We start from the raw sequence: 15,045 nt of genomic DNA, 5'->3' as shown, positions 1-15,045 counted from the left end.
GGTCCACGTCAAACTAACGTTTCCGCCGGGCGATGGAAGGCCGGTGCGCTGATGCAAGGCATGATGTTTGCTGATGGTTGGCGCGTCACACGCGGCGGTTTCCCGTCACCGTCAGATGCGGAAACGCCTCCGTCCTCCCGTCCACGAGGTCGGCGCTCGCCTTCTCCGTCCAGCGATAGCCGAGGATGGCGTCGCCGACGCTTTCGAAGAGATTGTCGGTGATGAGAGCCGTGCCGGCACCGTCGGCAACGGTGACGCCGCAGCCGAGCTGCGCGACGCGGATGACGTTGCCCGTTACCGAGACATTGCGCAGATACGGGCCCCAGCCGAGCACCAGCGCCCAGCGCGCCACCTGTTCGATGACGTTGCCGGTCACGACCGTATCGGCCTCGGCCGAGATGCCGAAACCGAAGCCGGCCCCGTCGGAGACATAGGGGCCGATGCCGGTGATGTTGCGGACGATGTTCTGCCCGACGGTCGCAAGCCGGCCGCCGGCGTCGAAGTTGACGATCGAAATGCCGTTGGCTGCGGTGTCGATGACGTTGCCGGTGACGATGGCGCCCTGGAAGCCGAATTCGGAGTAGATGGCGGTTTCGCCGGAGCGCAGGCACTGGTTGGCCGAGATCAGCACGTTCTCGGCGGCATTGGCGCGGATGGCGGAAAGGGCGCAGTCGGAGACGTGGTTGCCGGAGACGATGACGTCGCCGGCGCGAAAGATATTGATGCCGTTGCCGTTCTGACCGGTTCCGCCATCGCGGGCGGCCATGCGGGAGATGCGGTTGCCCGAGACCAGCGTTCCGTCGGAGCCGGCCTGCGACCTGTGGACGAGGATGCCGCCATTGCCGCAGTCGGCGACGGTGTTGCCCGTGATCGAGAGGCCGCGGCTGTCGATGGCGAAGATGCCGACGCCCCCGGCGTCCGAAATGTCGTTGTCGCGGATGCGGCCGGCGCAGCGTTTCAGAGTGAGGCCGTGGCCTGCCGTGCGGCCCGATATCGCGCAATTGTCGATCGTCAGCCGCTCGATGCCGTCGAGGTCCACGAGGCCGCGGCCGGGGTCGCCGGCGTGTCCATCGCCGTCGAACGTCAGCCCGGTCAGGGTGAGGCGGGCCCGGTTTTCGGCTGTCAGCAGCGGAGATTCATCCGAGGCGATCAGCCGCGTGGCGCCCGGCGTGCCGGCCAGCGTCAGGCCGTCGGGCAGCGCGATCCCGGAAAGCCTGTAATCGCCGGGCGGCAGCATGACCGGCAGGCGGCGTTCGACGGCTTCGGCTAGCAGTGCCCGGAACGCCTTCGACTGGTCGGCGCGTCTGCCGGGCCTGACGCCGAAATCGGCCGCATCGAGCGCGCCGCGAAAGCCCTCCGGCAGGGACGCTGCGCGCGTCTGCGGGATGCCGAGGGAAACCGGCAGGCTCGCAAGGGCGAAAAGAACGGTGCGGCGCGTCGTCATATCTTCTCCGCGGAAGGTGTCTGGAGATCGGGCATCTTTAGGGAAGAATAACTTCTTTCCTTTAGCACTTCGTATCGGACAGCGCACGCCAATGACTGGCGGGAGACAGCCTTGAGCAAAACGACCCTTCGCGGACGCAGCACGATCGGCGAAAGTCCTTCGGGCGACGACCATACGCAGCGCCTGATCGATGCGACGCGCCGGCTCGCCAGCGAAGCCGCTCGCCTCTACGGCCCCCGCTCCGACATCGCCGAACGCCATTACTGGCTGGAGACGATGGTCAACCACATTCCCGATTACATCTACGCCAAGGATCTGCAAGGCCGTTTTCTCATCGCCAACGAGGCGACGGTGCGGGACAACGGCTTTGCCGAGATGCACCAGATCGTCGGCCTGACCGATTTCGATCTGCACGACGAGGCGATCGCCGCCCGGATCACGGAGGGCGAGCGGCAGGTCATCGCGAGCGGCGAGCCGATCATCGGCATGGAAGAGCGGGCAGCCGTCGAGAAGGGCTCCGAGCGCTGGCTGATGACGTCGAAGGTGCCGCTGCGCGACAAGCTCGGCCGAACGATCGGCACCGTCGGCGTGTCGCGGGATATCACCGACCGCAAACGCGCCGAGCAGCTGATGATCGGGCAGACGCGCGTCCTGGAGATGATCGCCAAGGACACGCCCCTGCCGGATCTCTTCCGGGAGCTGATCCTGATGATCGAGGCGCATGTGCCGGGGGTGCAGGGCTCGGTCTATATGCTGACGGAGGACGGGCAGCGACTGCTGAAGGGTGTGGCGCCCGGTCTCGATCCCGCCTATGCGAGCGCGCTCGAAGGCTTTCCGATCGGACCGAACCACGGCTCCTGCGGTACGGCGGCGTTCCTCGGCGAATCCGTCTTCGTCGGCGATATTCTGAACGACCCGCTCTGGGCGCCCTATGTCGATTTCGTCAAACCCTTCGGGTATCGCGCCTGCTGGGCGTCTCCGCTCCTGTCGTTCCATGGCAAGGTGCTCGGCACCTTCGCGCTCTATTCGAAGACGGTCGGCCTGCCGGCGGATCCGGTGCGCGACCTGATCGCCATGGCCGCGCGTCTTGCAGGGATCGCGATCGAGCGTCGCGAGGCGGCCGAACGGATCCACTTCATGGCGCATCACGATGCCCTGACCGGATTGCCGAACCGCATCATGCTCGACGGGCACATGGAAACGGCCATGGCGGAGGCGCGGGCAAAGGGCGAGTGGGTGGCGCTCGCCTTCCTCGATCTCGACAATTTCAAGCTCGTCAATGACAGTCTCGGCCACAATGCCGGCGACGAGCTGCTGCGCACGGTCGCCCAGCGCATGAGCCTCTGCGTGCGCAAGGGCGACATGATCATCCGCGTCGGCGGCGACGAGTTCATCATTCTCCTCACCGGGCTTCAGGCCGACCGCGAGGTCGTGCTCGCGCGCTTCGAAGGCATCCGCAGCGCGATCGCCCGTCCGATGACGCTGGCCGGGCAGACCTTGCAGGTCACCTGCAGCATGGGCGTCGTGTGCTATCCGGAGCAGGGGGAAAGCACCGGCGAGCTGCTCGCCAATGCGGATGCCGCGATGTACCGGGCCAAGGCGCTCGGGCGAAATAATCTCAAGCTCTTCTCGTCCGAGATGGCGGATGCCGCGCATGCGAAGCTCTTGCGGGTCGAGGCCCTGCGGCACGCGCTGGAACAGAACGAATTCGTGCTTCACTACCAGCCGCAGCTCGATCTCGCCTCGGGCCGCATCTTTGCGGCCGAAGCGCTGCTGCGCTGGAACCATCCCCAGCAGGGTCTGATTTCTCCGTGCGAATTCGTGCCGCTTGCGGAAGAGACGGGGCTGATCGTCGAGATCGGCGAATGGGTGCTGGACGCGGCCTGTCGCCAGAACCGGGCATGGCAGGATGCCGGGCTGCCGAGCCTGATCGTCAGCGTCAACGTGTCGGCGCGCCAGTTCGCGGAGAAGGCCTGGGTCTCCCGCGTGGCCCGGACGCTGACAGAGACCGGCCTCGACCCGCAATATCTGGAGCTCGAACTCACCGAAAGCCTGATCATGCAGGACGTGCCGCAGGCGATCGCCACGATGCACGAGCTGGAATCGCTCGGCGTGCGGCTTGCCATCGACGATTTCGGCACCGGCTATTCCAGCCTCAGCGCGCTCAAGCGCTTCCCCGTCAGCCGCCTGAAGATCGACCGTTCCTTCGTCAAGGACATCCCCGACGACGAGGACGACATGGCGATCACGGCGGCGATCATCTCGCTGGCGCAGAAGCTGAAACTCGACGTGATCGCCGAGGGCGTGGAAACGCAGGAACAGCTCGATTTCCTGCGGGATGCCGGCTGCAACGAGATTCAGGGTTACTGGGTCAGTCGTCCGCTGCCGCCGGCGGCCTTCGTGGCGCGTCTTGCCACGGGCCGGACGGCCGACGCCGTGAACGCCTGATCCCGCGACCGGCCCGACATCCGCCGCCATGTCGCTTCCCGTCGCGTGGCAAGCCTCGCGCCAGCGCGTCTCTGCCATAAAGGGCGACAACCGCCGGCAGCGGATGGATGCAAAGTTGCAACGGTCGTCAAAAACCCGTTGAGGCCTGCTGTTCCTCCGTTTGCCGCGCACTAGCTTGGCTGTTGTGCTCGTTGAAACCGAAGGCCCGGGCCCGTTCTCTGAACGGACCTGCACGATCGGCAAAACGGACCATGATCGTCGCGTCAACCGGAAGTCCGCCCCTTATGAGCCCGCTCAAGCCTCCGACATCCCCGCTGTCTCGCCGTCAGTTTCTCAACCTGACCGGCGTGGCCGCTGCAACGGCCGCCCTGTCGGCCTGCAACAGCACGTCCAACACCGCCAGCTTCAATGCCGAGACGCGGCCCTATTTCCGCAATCCGGAATTCGACAATCGCTTTGCGCCCGCGAACGGCAGCTACCCGCCCTTCGGCCAGCCGCAGAACGCCGCTTACATGACCGGCCTGCCGCCGCGCTCGGCCTATGCCGCCAGCATTTACGGCCCGGTCGTCGATGGTGGTTATGCCATTCCTGCCGTGCCCTATCAGGAGATCGATCCGCGCTTTTACCGCCAGGAGGTCGCCGACCCCTTCGGCGAGGCGCCGGGCACGATCATCGTGGATACGCAGGACCGGTTTCTCTATCTGACGGAGCCGGGCGGACGTGCGATGCGCTACGGCGTCGGCATCGGCCGCGAAGGCTTTGCCTGGTCGGGCCGCGGCGTCATCCAGTGGAAGCAGAAATGGCCCCGCTGGAAGCCGCCGAACGAGATGGTGGCGCGCCAGCCGCATCTCGCCGCCTATTCCATCGAGAACGGCGGCATGGAGCCGGGCCTTTCCAACCCGCTCGGCGCGCGCGCCATGTACATCTTCAAGGACGGACAAGACACGCTCTACCGCCTGCACGGCTCGCCGGAATGGCAGTCGATCGGCAAGGCTGTCTCGTCGGGCTGCGTCCGCCTGATCAATCAGGACGTCATCGACCTCTACGATCGCGTGCGGGCGAAGTCTCCGATCCTCGTCGTCTGACATTCCAGATACGTTCTTCGACAGCAAGGCCGGCGGTTTCCGCCGGCTTTTTGCCGTGCGTCAGTGCCGACCCGTCTCGATGATCCCAGCCAGCGCCTTTAAATTGTCCTGGGTCAGCGGCTTCTCGAAGTAGCGCTTCACGAAATCATATTGCAGTGCCTTCTCCCGGTCCGCGCCGAGGTGCGAGCTGGTGAGCATGACGACCAGCGGCACGGGATCGTCGGCGCCGCGGGCGAAATCGCGGGCATAGGTCTCGAGAAATTCGAAGCCGTTCATGACCGGCATGTTGATGTCGAGAATGATCGCGTCCGGCCGTTCCCGACGCAGCAGGTCCAGGCCCTCGCGGCCGTTCAGCGCCTGCACGACCTTGATGTCCGGGTCGAAGCGCTGGATGGTGTAGCCGCAGATGAAGAGATCCGTCTCGTCGTCGTCGATTATCAGGAGTGAGCCGATGGTCATGCGTCGTTCCTCTGGGGCAAGCGTATGACGAACCGGCTGCCCTTGTCGAGCCGGATATAGGCCACCGTGCCGCCGAGATGCTCGACGCTTTTCTTGACGATGTAGAGACCGAGGCCGCTGCCGTCGGACCGGGAGGGGTGGAAGCGCTTGAACATCTGGAACAGTCCGCTCTCGTCGCCCCGGGCGAGGCCGAGGCCGTTGTCGGACACGCGCAGTTCCAGCCATCCGTCGCCACCGATCGCGGCATCCACCGTCACGCGGCGCGTTTCCGCGTCGGGATCGGCATATTTGATGGCATTCGAGACGAGATTGTCGAGGATCATCCGCAGGCGGGCCGGCTTGGTCCGGACGACGAGCGTTTCGGAAATATCGACGGTGAAGGAGACCTGCCGTCCCGGGTCGATGAACCGCAGCTGCTCGATGGTTTCCTCGACCGTGGCGGCCAGCGGCATGCAGGATGCGGGCTCGTCCAGCAGGCGGCTGCGTTTCAGCTGGATGATGTTCTCGATCAGACCATCGAGCTTCTGCAGCCCGCGTTCCAGCCGCCCGATGACGGGCGCGAGCTGCGTCGCCGGGGCCTTCAGGCCGATCATGTCGCGCATGATGGCCGTGAGGCCGATGGAGGAGGCGATGGGCGCGCGCAGGTCGTGGGAGGTGCGCCAGGCGAACTCTTCCAGTTCGGCATTGATTTCGAGGATGTCCTGCTCGTGCTGCTTGCGCTGGGAGATATCCCGGATGATGCCGCTGTGGAGCACGGTGTGGTCGAGCTCGATCCGCGCAACCGAGAGGTCGACGGGAAAGCGCATGCCGCCGCGGCGCGTGCCCACGATTTCCCGCCCGGTGCAGGCGATGTTCACGGGGTGATCGTCGTTGTCCGCGGCCGGCAGAAGGTCCGGCACGAGGGTGCGGATGTCGCGTCCGAGCATGTCGTCGCTGCGATAGCCGAAGATCGTTTCCATGGCACGGTTCGCCGACAGGATGATGCCGCGCGCATCGATGGTGACGATCCCGTCGGCCGCCGTGTCGATGATCGCGCTCATGCGTTCCTGGCTTTCGCGCAGCTGCAGGGCGATGGCGCGGTAGCGCTGGGCGTTGCGGAAGGCGTAGACGATGAGGCCGGCATAGACGATGCCGGAGACGATGAGCAGGCCGGCGAGGATGGCCTGCGAGACCGGCTTGCCGTCCGGATCGAGAATGATCGTCGGGCCGCTGCCCTCGAAGGCGTCCTGCAGGTCGAGCAGCGTGAGAGCCAGCAGCAGGAGGTAGCTTGCCGCCCCGAGCATGGCGGCGATGGTCGATGCGTCGTAGTCCAGCTCGTCGGCGCGCAGGAAGATCAGGGGAAGGGCAAGTGCTGCGAAACACAAGGCGGTGTGCGGCGACATATGGCCATAGCGCGGCCAGTCGCTTTCCGTGACCAGCTGCAGCCCGTAGCCGATCAGCGTGGCGGCGGCGGCCATGAACACCGTGGCGGCGAGAACGATGCGCAGCAGCGTCGGCCTGCCCGTCACGGCGCTGACGAGGATGCAGACGCCGATCAGCACGAAGGAGAGGGCCGTGCCGCTCGCCAGATGCCCGGGATAGGGCGCCGTCTGGCGGAAGGGATCGACCAGCAGCGTGTCGAGCGGGTGCCCGGCGTCGATGAACGGTTCCAGCAGGAACGCGAGGCCGATGAGCATGACGGCGATCGAGAGCCCGGCCGCGATCCGGCCCGCACCCTTGAGAAGGGCGGCCACGGCAAGCCCGGTCAGGACGAAGCTGACGGCGGTGTTGAACTGCATGCGAAACAGAACGGGCAGGGTGTCGGCGATATGGCCGGACTTCAACACCCAGAGACTGCCGATGGCGATGCCGACGAGAACGCAGAACCCGGCGGCAGCCATGCCGGTCTTCTGCCAGATCATGCCGGCCGGCGGCGGCCGGACCTGTCGGTTCCGGGTCGAGCGGGAGCGGTTTGCGCCAAGCAGCGATGCGCCTTCTCGTCGCCCGGCCTGCGTCTCCCTCGGCTGCGCGCGAACCATTCTCCTGGGGCACCCTCCGCTTCGTCCCTCCCGGGCGAAGAGATCACGCCATGCGGGTGGCGTCAACGCATCATCCCGCAACGGGCTGCGTGCGGCAGGCCTTGTCAGACGTCGTCTGCGTCTGCCGCCTCCGAAGGCTCCGGCTGGGACAGCTTCTGGGTCAGCGCCTCCAGCACGATCTGAAGCGAACGCGCCTCCTCGGTGCTGCAGCCGATCGCGTTGCCGAAAACCATTTGCACATGGCCGACGTCGGCCTGCAGAGCCTCGCCCTTTTCGGTCAGCGCGATATTGACCTGCCGCTCGTCCTTGCGGTCGCGCGTGCGGCTGACAAGGCCGGCGGTGTCCAGGCGCTTGAGGAGCGGGGAGAGCGTGCCGGAATCGAGCCCCAGCTGCTCCCCGATCTGCTTCACCGTCATGACCTTGTGCTGCCACAGGGCAAGAAGGACGAGATATTGCGGATAGGTCAGGCCGAGGCGGTCGAGCAGCGGCTTATAGGTGCGATTGAAGGCGTGGGAGAGCGAATAGACCGCGAAGCAGAGCATGTCGCTGATCGGCAGGGGAACGCTGAACGGCGCCGTCTGCGCCTCCTGTCCCGTCTCCGTTGCCATCATCGTTTCCATGCCGCCACCTTACACATCTCGGCATAAAACGCAATTTGCAAAATTCAGTTGAGAACAATTTAATTGTGCGATATGAAGGAGGGGAAGACAGCAGATCTTCTTCATGAAACGCGTCGCAAGCGACGACAGGAGACACCAATGGCTATTCTCTACACCACCAAAGCTTCTGCCACCGGCGGCCGCGCGGGTCGCGCCGTGTCCGAGAACGGCGTGCTTGACGTCGTCCTGACCGTTCCGAAGGAACTCGGCGGCGATGGCGCCACGGGCACGAACCCCGAACAGCTGTTCGCGGCCGGCTATTCCGCCTGCTTCCTTGGTGCCTTGAAGAATGTGGCGGGCAAGGAAAAGGTCAAGGTTCCGGAAGACACCAAGGTCACCGCGACGGTCGGCATCGGCCCGCGTGACGACGGCACCGGCTTCGGCATCGAGGTCTCGCTCCTCGTCGACATCCCCGGCCTCGACCGCGAAACGGCGGAACGACTGGTTGCCGCCGCGCACATCGTCTGCCCCTACAGCCACGCCATGCGCACCTCGACGGAAGTGCCGGTCAAGGTCGCCTGATCGGCTGCCTGAAGGCTATCGCCCGACACTGCAAAGGGTGGAGACGGCGCGTCCGTCTTCACCCTTTTTGCGTTTCCGGTCCCGCTTTCGGGTCAAGCCGTCGTCGTTTGATCGTAACGGCGAAGGGTGGCATGATGCGCGCGAAAACTGATGAATGCGGGGAGGGCAGGATGTCGGACGAGCATGGAACATTCATCTGGACGGAGCTGATGACGACAGACCGGGTGGCGGCCGCGGCGTTCTACAGCGACGTGGTCGGCTGGACCACGGTCGAGATGGCCGCCTATGACTACACGGTCTTCGAGACCGCGCGGCCGGATGGCGACGGGCGGGTCGGCATTGCCGGCATGATGTCCATCCCGCCGGAACTGGTGGCGGAGAACGTGCCGCCGAACTGGACGGCCTATGTCTCCGTTGCCGACTGCGATGCGACGGTCGCGCGGGTCGAGGCGCTGGGCGGCACGGTCCGCCGGCCGCCGGAGGATATTCCGGAGATCGGCCGTTTCGCCGTCATTGCCGATCCGCACGGCGCCGTGCTCTGTATCATGACGCCGCTGCCCATGGACGTTCCGCCGCGGGCGGTCCCCGCCACGACACCGGGGCAATTCGGCTGGTACGAGCTTTACGCCGACGATTGCGCGGCGGCCTTTGCCTTCTACGCGGATGTGTTCGGCTGGACGGTCGATCACGACATGGAGATGGGCGACCTCGGCATCTACCGAATTTTCGCCCAAGACGGGCAGGCTGTCGGCGGCATGATGACGCGTCCGCCGCAGATGCCGAAGGCGCACTGGGCCTATTACATCACCGTCGACAGGCTCGACGCTGCCATCTCCCGCCTCGTGGCGGGCGGCGGCCGCGTCGTCAACGGGCCGATGGAGGTTCCCGGCCCCGCCTACATCGTCAATGCCGTCGATCCGCAGGGTGCGTTCGTCTCGCTCGTTGCGGCGCAGCGCTAGCTAGGTGGCGCTATCCGCCTGCGCCTACCGCCGGGCTTCGGTTGCCATGCGCACCGCAAGCCCGGCCAGCACCGTTCCCATGATCCAGCGCTGGACGGTCGCAAAGCCGGGACGGGCCGTCAGGAAGGTCGAGATCGAGCCGGCGGAAAGGGCGATCATGGCGTTGATGGCGACGCTGAAGACGATCTGGATGGTGCCGAGCACGAGCGCCTGAAGGAGCACGCTGCCATTGGCGGGATCGATGAACTGCGGCAGCAGCGAGAGATACATCACCGCGATCTTGGGGTTGAGCAGATTGGTCACGAGCCCCATGAGGAAGAGCTTGCGCGGGCTGTCCTTCGGCAGGCTGCGCACCTCAAAGGAAGAGCGGCCACCGGGGCGAACGGCCTGCCAGGCGAGCCAGAGCAGGTAGACGGCGCCGGCGAACCGCACCGCGTCATAGGCGTAGGGGACGGCCAGAACCAGAGCGGTGATGCCGAAGGCCGCGCAGAGCATGTAGACCACGAAGCCGAGCGCGACGCCGCCGAGCGAGACGAGGCCGGCCGCAGGTCCCTGGCAGATCGAGCGGGAGACGAGGTAGACCATGTTCGGCCCCGGCGTCATGGCCATGCCCACGGCGATGAGGGTGAATCCGATCAGGCTGTTCAGGTCGGGCATGGTCGGCTCCATCGTCGGGACTCGCGTTCTGTCTCGACGCATCGTAGACGGGAAGCGCTGCCTCGAGAAGATCTCCCGTCCGCTGCATGACCCGTGCTACGATGCCGCCGGATTGTGAGCGACGAGAGACGAGACATGCCTGCAACGGGCGCCACTTGGCGGGCGGAGATCGACGCCGTGGAATTTCACCTCGACGGCGCATACCGCGTCGTGGTGCACCGGAACGTGTTTCGCACCTTGCGGGGATCTCCTGCGGCGCCGGAGGTCTGCATCGCCTTTGTGGAGGCGCATGCCGAGGCATTCCTCGCTGCGGCACGCGCGCGCCTTGCGGGGGCCGCCCCAGCCTCCATGACCGCGTTTCATCTCAACAGCCGGCAGGTGCGACGCGCCATGACGGCGGCGGCGCCACCACCGGGCGCGGGTCCTACAGAACCTGTGCGGCGCTGATCGAGGACACGAACTGGCGGGTGCGCTCGCGTTGCGGCGTGTCGAATACGGTTCGCGCCGGGCCCGACTCGACGATGTCGCCGGCCTGCAGGAAGATGACCTGATCGGCGAGCTTGGAGGCCAGGCGCAGGTCATGCGTCGCCATGACCATGGTCGTGCCTTCGCGTGCCAGCGTGCCGAGCACGTCCACCACTTCGGCGGCCAGTTCCGGGTCGAGCGCCGAGGTCGGCTCGTCGCAGAGAAGCACGCGGGGCGAGGGCGCGAGCGCCCGGGCGATCGCCACGCGCTGCTGCTGCCCGCCCGACAGCGTGGCCGGCCAGGCTGTGGCCTTTTCCGCCATGCCGACCTTGGTCAGCAGTTCCATCGCGCGCGTGCGGGCCTTGTCGGCCGGCCATTTCAGCACGGTCGTCAGGCTTTCCATCACGTTCTCGATGGCCGTGCGATGCGGGAAGAGCTGGAAATTCTGGAACACCATGCCGGTCTGCTGGCGGATCTTCTGGATGTCGTTCCAGCCGGGCTTGCGCCCGTTGACGAAGCTCGTCTCCTCGCTGCCGATGCGGATGGTGCCGGCGCTCGGGATCTCCAGGAGGTTGATGCAGCGCAGGAGCGTGCTCTTGCCGCCGCCGGACGGGCCGATCAGCGCGGTGACGCTGCCTTCGGGAATCGTGAGGTTGATGTCCTTCAGAATCACGGCATCGCCGAAGCGCTTTTCGATGTGGCGAAGCTCGATCATCGGTTGGCCTCCATCATGCCGCCATAGCGCGCGAACCGCCGTTCCAGCCGCACCTGCAGCGAGGACAGGACGGAACTGAGGGCGAGGTAGATCAGCGCCGCCTCGATATAGAGGATCAGCGGCTCGTAGGTCGTGGCGACGATCCGCTGGGCCGACTGGAAAAGCTCGGGGACGGTGATGGCGGCGGCCAACGACGTGTCCTTGACGAGCGAGATGAACGTGTTCGACAGCGGCGGCACCGCGACGCGCGCCGCCTGCGGCAGGATGGTGCGCCGCATGGCCTGGTTCCAGGTCATGCCGATCGAATAGGCCGCCTCCCACTGCCCCTTGGGCACGGAGGAAATGACGGCGCGGATGATTTCGGAGCTGTAGGCGCCGACATTCAGCGTGAAGCCGATCAGCGCGGCGGGAAAGGCATCGAGCAGGATGCCGACGCTCGGCAGGCCGTAGAAGATCACGAACAGCTGGACGAGAAGCGGGGTGCCGCGGATGACCCAGACATAGAACCGGGCGATCAGTGCTAGCGGCATCGGCGCGAACAGCCGCGTCACCGCGGTGATCAGGCCGAGGATCGCGCCCAGAAAGAAGGAGAGAAGCGTGAGGGGGACCGTGAATTTCGCGCCCGCCCACAACAGTGCGGGAAGCGAGTCGATCATGAGTTGCAGCCAGTGCGGCACGTTATCTCCTCAATTGCGCGAAATCGAAAGAAAGCCCGTCCGGCGAATCCGCGTTCGCCGCACAGGCTTCATCATGTGTTGCGACCGTAGCGTCCCACGGCGAAGCAAGGACGCTTCGCCATGGAATTTCAGGTGTTTAGCGCGATACGTCCTGACCGAAATACCTGTCCGCGATCGTCTTGTAGGTCCCGTCGGCCTTGATGTCCGCCAGGGCCTTGTTGATCGCGGCGAGAAGTTCCGGCTCGCCCTTGCGGATGATGATACCGGAATAATCGGCGTTGTCCTGCTCTGCGGCGATCTTGACCGGCGCATCGGGCTTCTGTTTCTTGAAGTCGAGGAAGGACAGGCTGTCGTTGACGGTCGCATCCGCCCGGCGCGTCAGCACGAGCTGGATGGACTGGTCGAAGCCATCGGTGCCGACCAGTTCGGCGCCGGCAGCCTGGGCGATCTTGCCGAAGTTGCTGCTCAGCGACTGCGCCGAGGTCTTGCCCTTGAGGTCGGCGAAGCCCTTGATGTCGTCATTGTCCTGCCGGACGATCAGCACCGCCTTGGACGCGATATAGGGTTCGGAGAAATCGTACTTCTGCTTGCGCGCCTCGGTGATGCCGACCTGATTGATGACGGCGTCGTAGCGGCCGGCGTCGATACCGGCGATCAGACCGTCCCACTTGCCCTCGATGAACTGCGCCTTGACGCCGAGCTTGGCGGCGACGGCTTCGCCGATCTCGACGTCGAAACCGACCAGCTTGCCGCTGGCATCGTGGAAGGTGAAGGGCGCGTAGGTGCCCTCGGTGCCGATCTTCAGCACGCCGGCCGTCGTGATGGCCGACAGGTTCTCTCCTGCCAGCGCCGGTGCGATGGCGGCGGCATGGAGGAGGGCGGCTGTGGCGATGGTCTTGAGCCAGTTCATGGTCTTCTCGTCCTTCTGAGGCGGTATCTGTCCTGTCGGCACATCGGCCGGTCGCGACTGTCATCGCAGGAAATAGGCGCCGAGGATTGAAAGAAAACTGCGAATGAAACCGGCAAATGCGAAAATCTTACTCCTGTCCACAGCGTAAACCGTCGGCAGGTAGCGAAGTTTAGCGATGACCCTATGTTAGGCAAAGCTTCCTTTACGTTTATGTCGGATTCTGTTGAGCTACCGGACGAGAGCGGCCGGGATGGCGATTCGGAGAAGCCTATGCGCAGTTTGTCTCACTCTCTCGGCTTCGATTCGAAGTCCGTTCTTCAGGCCATCAGCCAGTCGCAGGCGATCATCGAATTCGACCTGACGGGCAGGATCCTCAATGCGAACGAGAACTTCTGCAAGGCCCTCGGCTACGGCCTGTCCGAAATCGTCGGTCGGCATCACAGCATGTTCGTCTCGCCGCAGGAAGCCGCATCTCCGGAATACAAGGCCTTCTGGGCAGGGCTTGCCAGCGGCACGTTTCAGCGCCAGCAATACAAGCGCTTCGGCAAGGGCGGCCGCGAGGTCTGGATCGAGGCGTCCTACAATCCGGTCATGCGCAACGGCAAGGCTTACAAGGTGGTGAAGTTCGCCACCGATATCACCGCAAGCAAGATGCAGAGCGCGGAGGATGGCGGCAAGCTTCTGGCCTTGTCGCGGGCGCAGGCCATCATCGAGTTCACGCCGCAGGGCGACATCATCCGGGCGAACGACAATTTCCTGGCTGCGCTCGGCTACGATCACGCCGAGATCGCCGGGCGGCATCATTCGATGTTCTGCGACCCGACTTATGCTGCCTCGCCCGAATACCGGACCTTCTGGGAGAACCTGCGCGACGGCAAGTTCGTCACCGACCAGTTCATGCGCATCGGCAAGGGCGGCAAGCGGGTCTTCATCCAGGCGTCCTACAATCCGATTTTCGACGATGCCGGCCGCGTCTTCAAGGTGGTGAAGTTCGCGATCGACGTCACCGACCGGATGCACGCCGTGGAGGAACTGGGCGCGGCGCTCGAGCGTCTGTCCCAGTGTAATATCCGCATGTCGCTCGACGAGCCCTTCGTCGGCGAGTTCGAGAGGCTGCGCCTAGATTTCAACACGTCGATTGCCGAATTCCAGAAGACGCTGACCAACGTGCTCAGCCAGACCAGCGCGCTGAACGACAGCAGCCAGGAAATGCGCCAGGCCGCAGAGCAGCTGGCGGAGCGGTCGCAGCAGCAGGCGGCGGCGCTTGAGCAGACCTCGGCGGCACTGGACGAGGTGACGGCGACCGTCAATTCCTCGACCGAGAACACCCAGGAGACGCGCACGCTCGTGCAGAATGCACGCGTCTCGACCGGGGCTTCCGCCGCGGTCGTCGAGGAGACCGTGACCGCCATGCAGCGGATCGAGCAGGCCTCGCGCGAGATCAGCCAGATCATCGGCGTGATCGACGAGATCGCCTTCCAGACCAACCTTCTGGCGCTGAATGCCGGCGTCGAGGCGGCGCGGGCGGGGGAGGCCGGCAAGGGCTTCGCCGTCGTCGCGCAGGAGGTTCGCGAGCTTGCCCAGCGTTCGGCCAAGGCTGCCAAGGAGATCAAGGTGCTGATCACCAATTCCGGCAAGGAGGTGATGGAGGGCGTGCGCCTCGTCGGCAAGACGGGCGCTGCCCTGCAGGAGATCGACGTCTTCGTGCGCCGGATCGACCAGAACGTGGATGCGATCGCCACCGCGGCGAAGGAACAGTCGGTCGGCCTGCGCGAGATCAACAAGGCCGTCAACGATCTCGACCGGATGACGCAGGAAAACGCCGCCATGAGCGAGCGGACGACGGACATCAGCCGGGCGCTGGCGGACGGCGCCGACTCGCTGGCGGCTCTGGTCAGCCTGTTCAAGCTCAACCGGCGCACCGTCCCGCGCGGGCCGGACATCTCGGATCAGTCGCGCCCCGCGCGCGGCGAGGCCATGCCTGGGCGGAGGAGCTTTGCCGCCTGAGGCACAATGCCGCCTTCGGG

Annotated in this window: 13 protein-coding genes; 5 read left to right on the top strand and 8 right to left on the bottom strand. The window is 65.3% G+C overall.

Going from position 1 to position 15,045, the window contains the following annotated elements; translation table 11 throughout:
• Nucleotides 1-85: 85 nt before the first annotated feature.
• Nucleotides 86-1,444 carry a TIGR03808 family TAT-translocated repetitive protein gene (locus tag LRX75_RS09635; protein ID WP_231813802.1) on the bottom strand — a complete coding sequence of 453 codons (1,359 nt, stop codon included), beginning with the start codon at nucleotides 1,442-1,444 and terminating at the stop codon, nucleotides 86-88.
• A 111-nt stretch (nucleotides 1,445-1,555) separates the two neighbouring features.
• Between LRX75_RS09635 and LRX75_RS09630 the strand changes: the two genes are divergently transcribed.
• Entirely contained in the window at nucleotides 1,556-3,892 is a 2,337-nt protein-coding gene (locus LRX75_RS09630; protein WP_231813800.1) for an EAL domain-containing protein, read from the top strand.
• Nucleotides 3,893-4,176: 284 nt separating this feature from the next.
• Complete coding sequence (locus tag LRX75_RS09625) at nucleotides 4,177-4,977, top strand: L,D-transpeptidase (protein ID WP_113151012.1); 801 nt, start codon at nucleotides 4,177-4,179, stop codon at nucleotides 4,975-4,977.
• 60 nt (nucleotides 4,978-5,037) lie between these two features.
• Here LRX75_RS09625 and LRX75_RS09620 read toward each other — a convergent pair whose 3' ends face one another.
• The 3 genes from LRX75_RS09620 to LRX75_RS09610 all read right to left on the bottom strand — a co-directional run bounded on the left by LRX75_RS09620 (nucleotide 5,038) and on the right by LRX75_RS09610 (nucleotide 8,065).
• On the bottom strand, nucleotides 5,038-5,436 hold the full coding sequence (locus tag LRX75_RS09620) for a response regulator (RefSeq protein ID WP_231813798.1): 399 nt from the start codon (nucleotides 5,434-5,436) through the stop codon (nucleotides 5,038-5,040).
• A complete protein-coding gene (locus LRX75_RS09615; RefSeq protein WP_231813796.1) occupies nucleotides 5,433-7,316 on the bottom strand; it encodes a sensor histidine kinase in 1,884 nt (627 codons plus the stop codon). The genes LRX75_RS09620 and LRX75_RS09615 overlap by 4 nt, the downstream gene beginning before the upstream one ends.
• A gap of 242 nt (nucleotides 7,317-7,558) precedes the next feature.
• Nucleotides 7,559-8,065: a MarR family winged helix-turn-helix transcriptional regulator gene (locus LRX75_RS09610; protein ID WP_420851182.1), complete on the bottom strand. Its 507-nt coding sequence runs from the start codon at nucleotides 8,063-8,065 to the stop codon at nucleotides 7,559-7,561.
• A 147-nt stretch (nucleotides 8,066-8,212) separates the two neighbouring features.
• Here LRX75_RS09610 and LRX75_RS09605 point away from each other — a divergent pair, with 147 nt between their 5' ends.
• Nucleotides 8,213-8,635, top strand: coding sequence for an organic hydroperoxide resistance protein (locus LRX75_RS09605; RefSeq protein WP_113151008.1), 423 nt, complete (start codon nucleotides 8,213-8,215; stop codon nucleotides 8,633-8,635).
• 170 nt (nucleotides 8,636-8,805) lie between these two features.
• Nucleotides 8,806-9,594 carry a VOC family protein gene (locus tag LRX75_RS09600; RefSeq protein WP_231813794.1) on the top strand — a complete coding sequence of 263 codons (789 nt, stop codon included), beginning with the start codon at nucleotides 8,806-8,808 and terminating at the stop codon, nucleotides 9,592-9,594.
• Between the two features lie 24 nt (nucleotides 9,595-9,618).
• Here the strand turns inward: LRX75_RS09600 and LRX75_RS09595 are convergent, their stop codons facing one another.
• From LRX75_RS09595 to LRX75_RS09580, 4 genes are all read right to left on the bottom strand, one after another.
• Nucleotides 9,619-10,251 (bottom strand): LysE family translocator, encoded by a 633-nt coding sequence (locus LRX75_RS09595; RefSeq protein WP_231813792.1) that lies wholly within the window; start codon nucleotides 10,249-10,251, stop codon nucleotides 9,619-9,621.
• Nucleotides 10,252-10,675: 424 nt separating this feature from the next.
• Nucleotides 10,676-11,431, bottom strand: coding sequence for an amino acid ABC transporter ATP-binding protein (locus tag LRX75_RS09590; protein ID WP_231813790.1), 756 nt, complete (start codon nucleotides 11,429-11,431; stop codon nucleotides 10,676-10,678).
• Nucleotides 11,428-12,108, bottom strand: a complete 681-nt coding sequence (locus tag LRX75_RS09585; protein WP_113151003.1) for an ABC transporter permease subunit — start codon at nucleotides 12,106-12,108, stop codon at nucleotides 11,428-11,430. The genes LRX75_RS09590 and LRX75_RS09585 overlap by 4 nt, the downstream gene beginning before the upstream one ends.
• 136 nt (nucleotides 12,109-12,244) lie before the next feature.
• Nucleotides 12,245-13,018, bottom strand: coding sequence for an amino acid ABC transporter substrate-binding protein (locus LRX75_RS09580; RefSeq protein WP_231813788.1), 774 nt, complete (start codon nucleotides 13,016-13,018; stop codon nucleotides 12,245-12,247).
• A 270-nt stretch (nucleotides 13,019-13,288) separates the two neighbouring features.
• Here LRX75_RS09580 and LRX75_RS09575 point away from each other — a divergent pair, with 270 nt between their 5' ends.
• Nucleotides 13,289-15,025, top strand: a complete 1,737-nt coding sequence (locus LRX75_RS09575) for a methyl-accepting chemotaxis protein (RefSeq protein ID WP_231813786.1) — start codon at nucleotides 13,289-13,291, stop codon at nucleotides 15,023-15,025.
• Nucleotides 15,026-15,045 lie beyond the last annotated feature (20 nt).

It is taken from the genome of Rhizobium quercicola (genome assembly GCF_021168455.1).
GTDB classification, from domain to species: domain Bacteria; phylum Pseudomonadota; class Alphaproteobacteria; order Rhizobiales; family Rhizobiaceae; genus Ferranicluibacter; species Ferranicluibacter quercicola.
The sequence above is the reverse complement of the archived record's forward strand: the minus strand, read 5'-3'. Positions and strand labels throughout refer to the sequence as shown.

Bases quoted from the DNA above. Each gene is read 5' to 3' on its own strand.
- LRX75_RS09575 (WP_231813786.1), top strand. From the start codon at position 13,289: ATGCGCAGTTTGTCTCACTCTCTCGGCTTCGATTCGAAGTCCGTTCTT.
- LRX75_RS09580 (WP_231813788.1), bottom strand. From the start codon at position 13,018: ATGAACTGGCTCAAGACCATCGCCACAGCCGCCCTCCTCCATGCCGCC.
- LRX75_RS09620 (WP_231813798.1), bottom strand. From the start codon at position 5,436: ATGACCATCGGCTCACTCCTGATAATCGACGACGACGAGACGGATCTC.
- LRX75_RS09625 (WP_113151012.1), top strand. From the start codon at position 4,177: ATGAGCCCGCTCAAGCCTCCGACATCCCCGCTGTCTCGCCGTCAGTTT.
- LRX75_RS09595 (WP_231813792.1), bottom strand. From the start codon at position 10,251: ATGCCCGACCTGAACAGCCTGATCGGATTCACCCTCATCGCCGTGGGC.
- LRX75_RS09635 (WP_231813802.1), bottom strand. From the start codon at position 1,444: ATGACGACGCGCCGCACCGTTCTTTTCGCCCTTGCGAGCCTGCCGGTT.
- LRX75_RS09590 (WP_231813790.1), bottom strand. From the start codon at position 11,431: ATGATCGAGCTTCGCCACATCGAAAAGCGCTTCGGCGATGCCGTGATT.
- LRX75_RS09615 (WP_231813796.1), bottom strand. From the start codon at position 7,316: ATGGCTGCCGCCGGGTTCTGCGTTCTCGTCGGCATCGCCATCGGCAGT.
- LRX75_RS09605 (WP_113151008.1), top strand. From the start codon at position 8,213: ATGGCTATTCTCTACACCACCAAAGCTTCTGCCACCGGCGGCCGCGCG.
- LRX75_RS09610 (WP_420851182.1), bottom strand. From the start codon at position 8,065: ATGATGGCAACGGAGACGGGACAGGAGGCGCAGACGGCGCCGTTCAGC.
- LRX75_RS09600 (WP_231813794.1), top strand. From the start codon at position 8,806: ATGTCGGACGAGCATGGAACATTCATCTGGACGGAGCTGATGACGACA.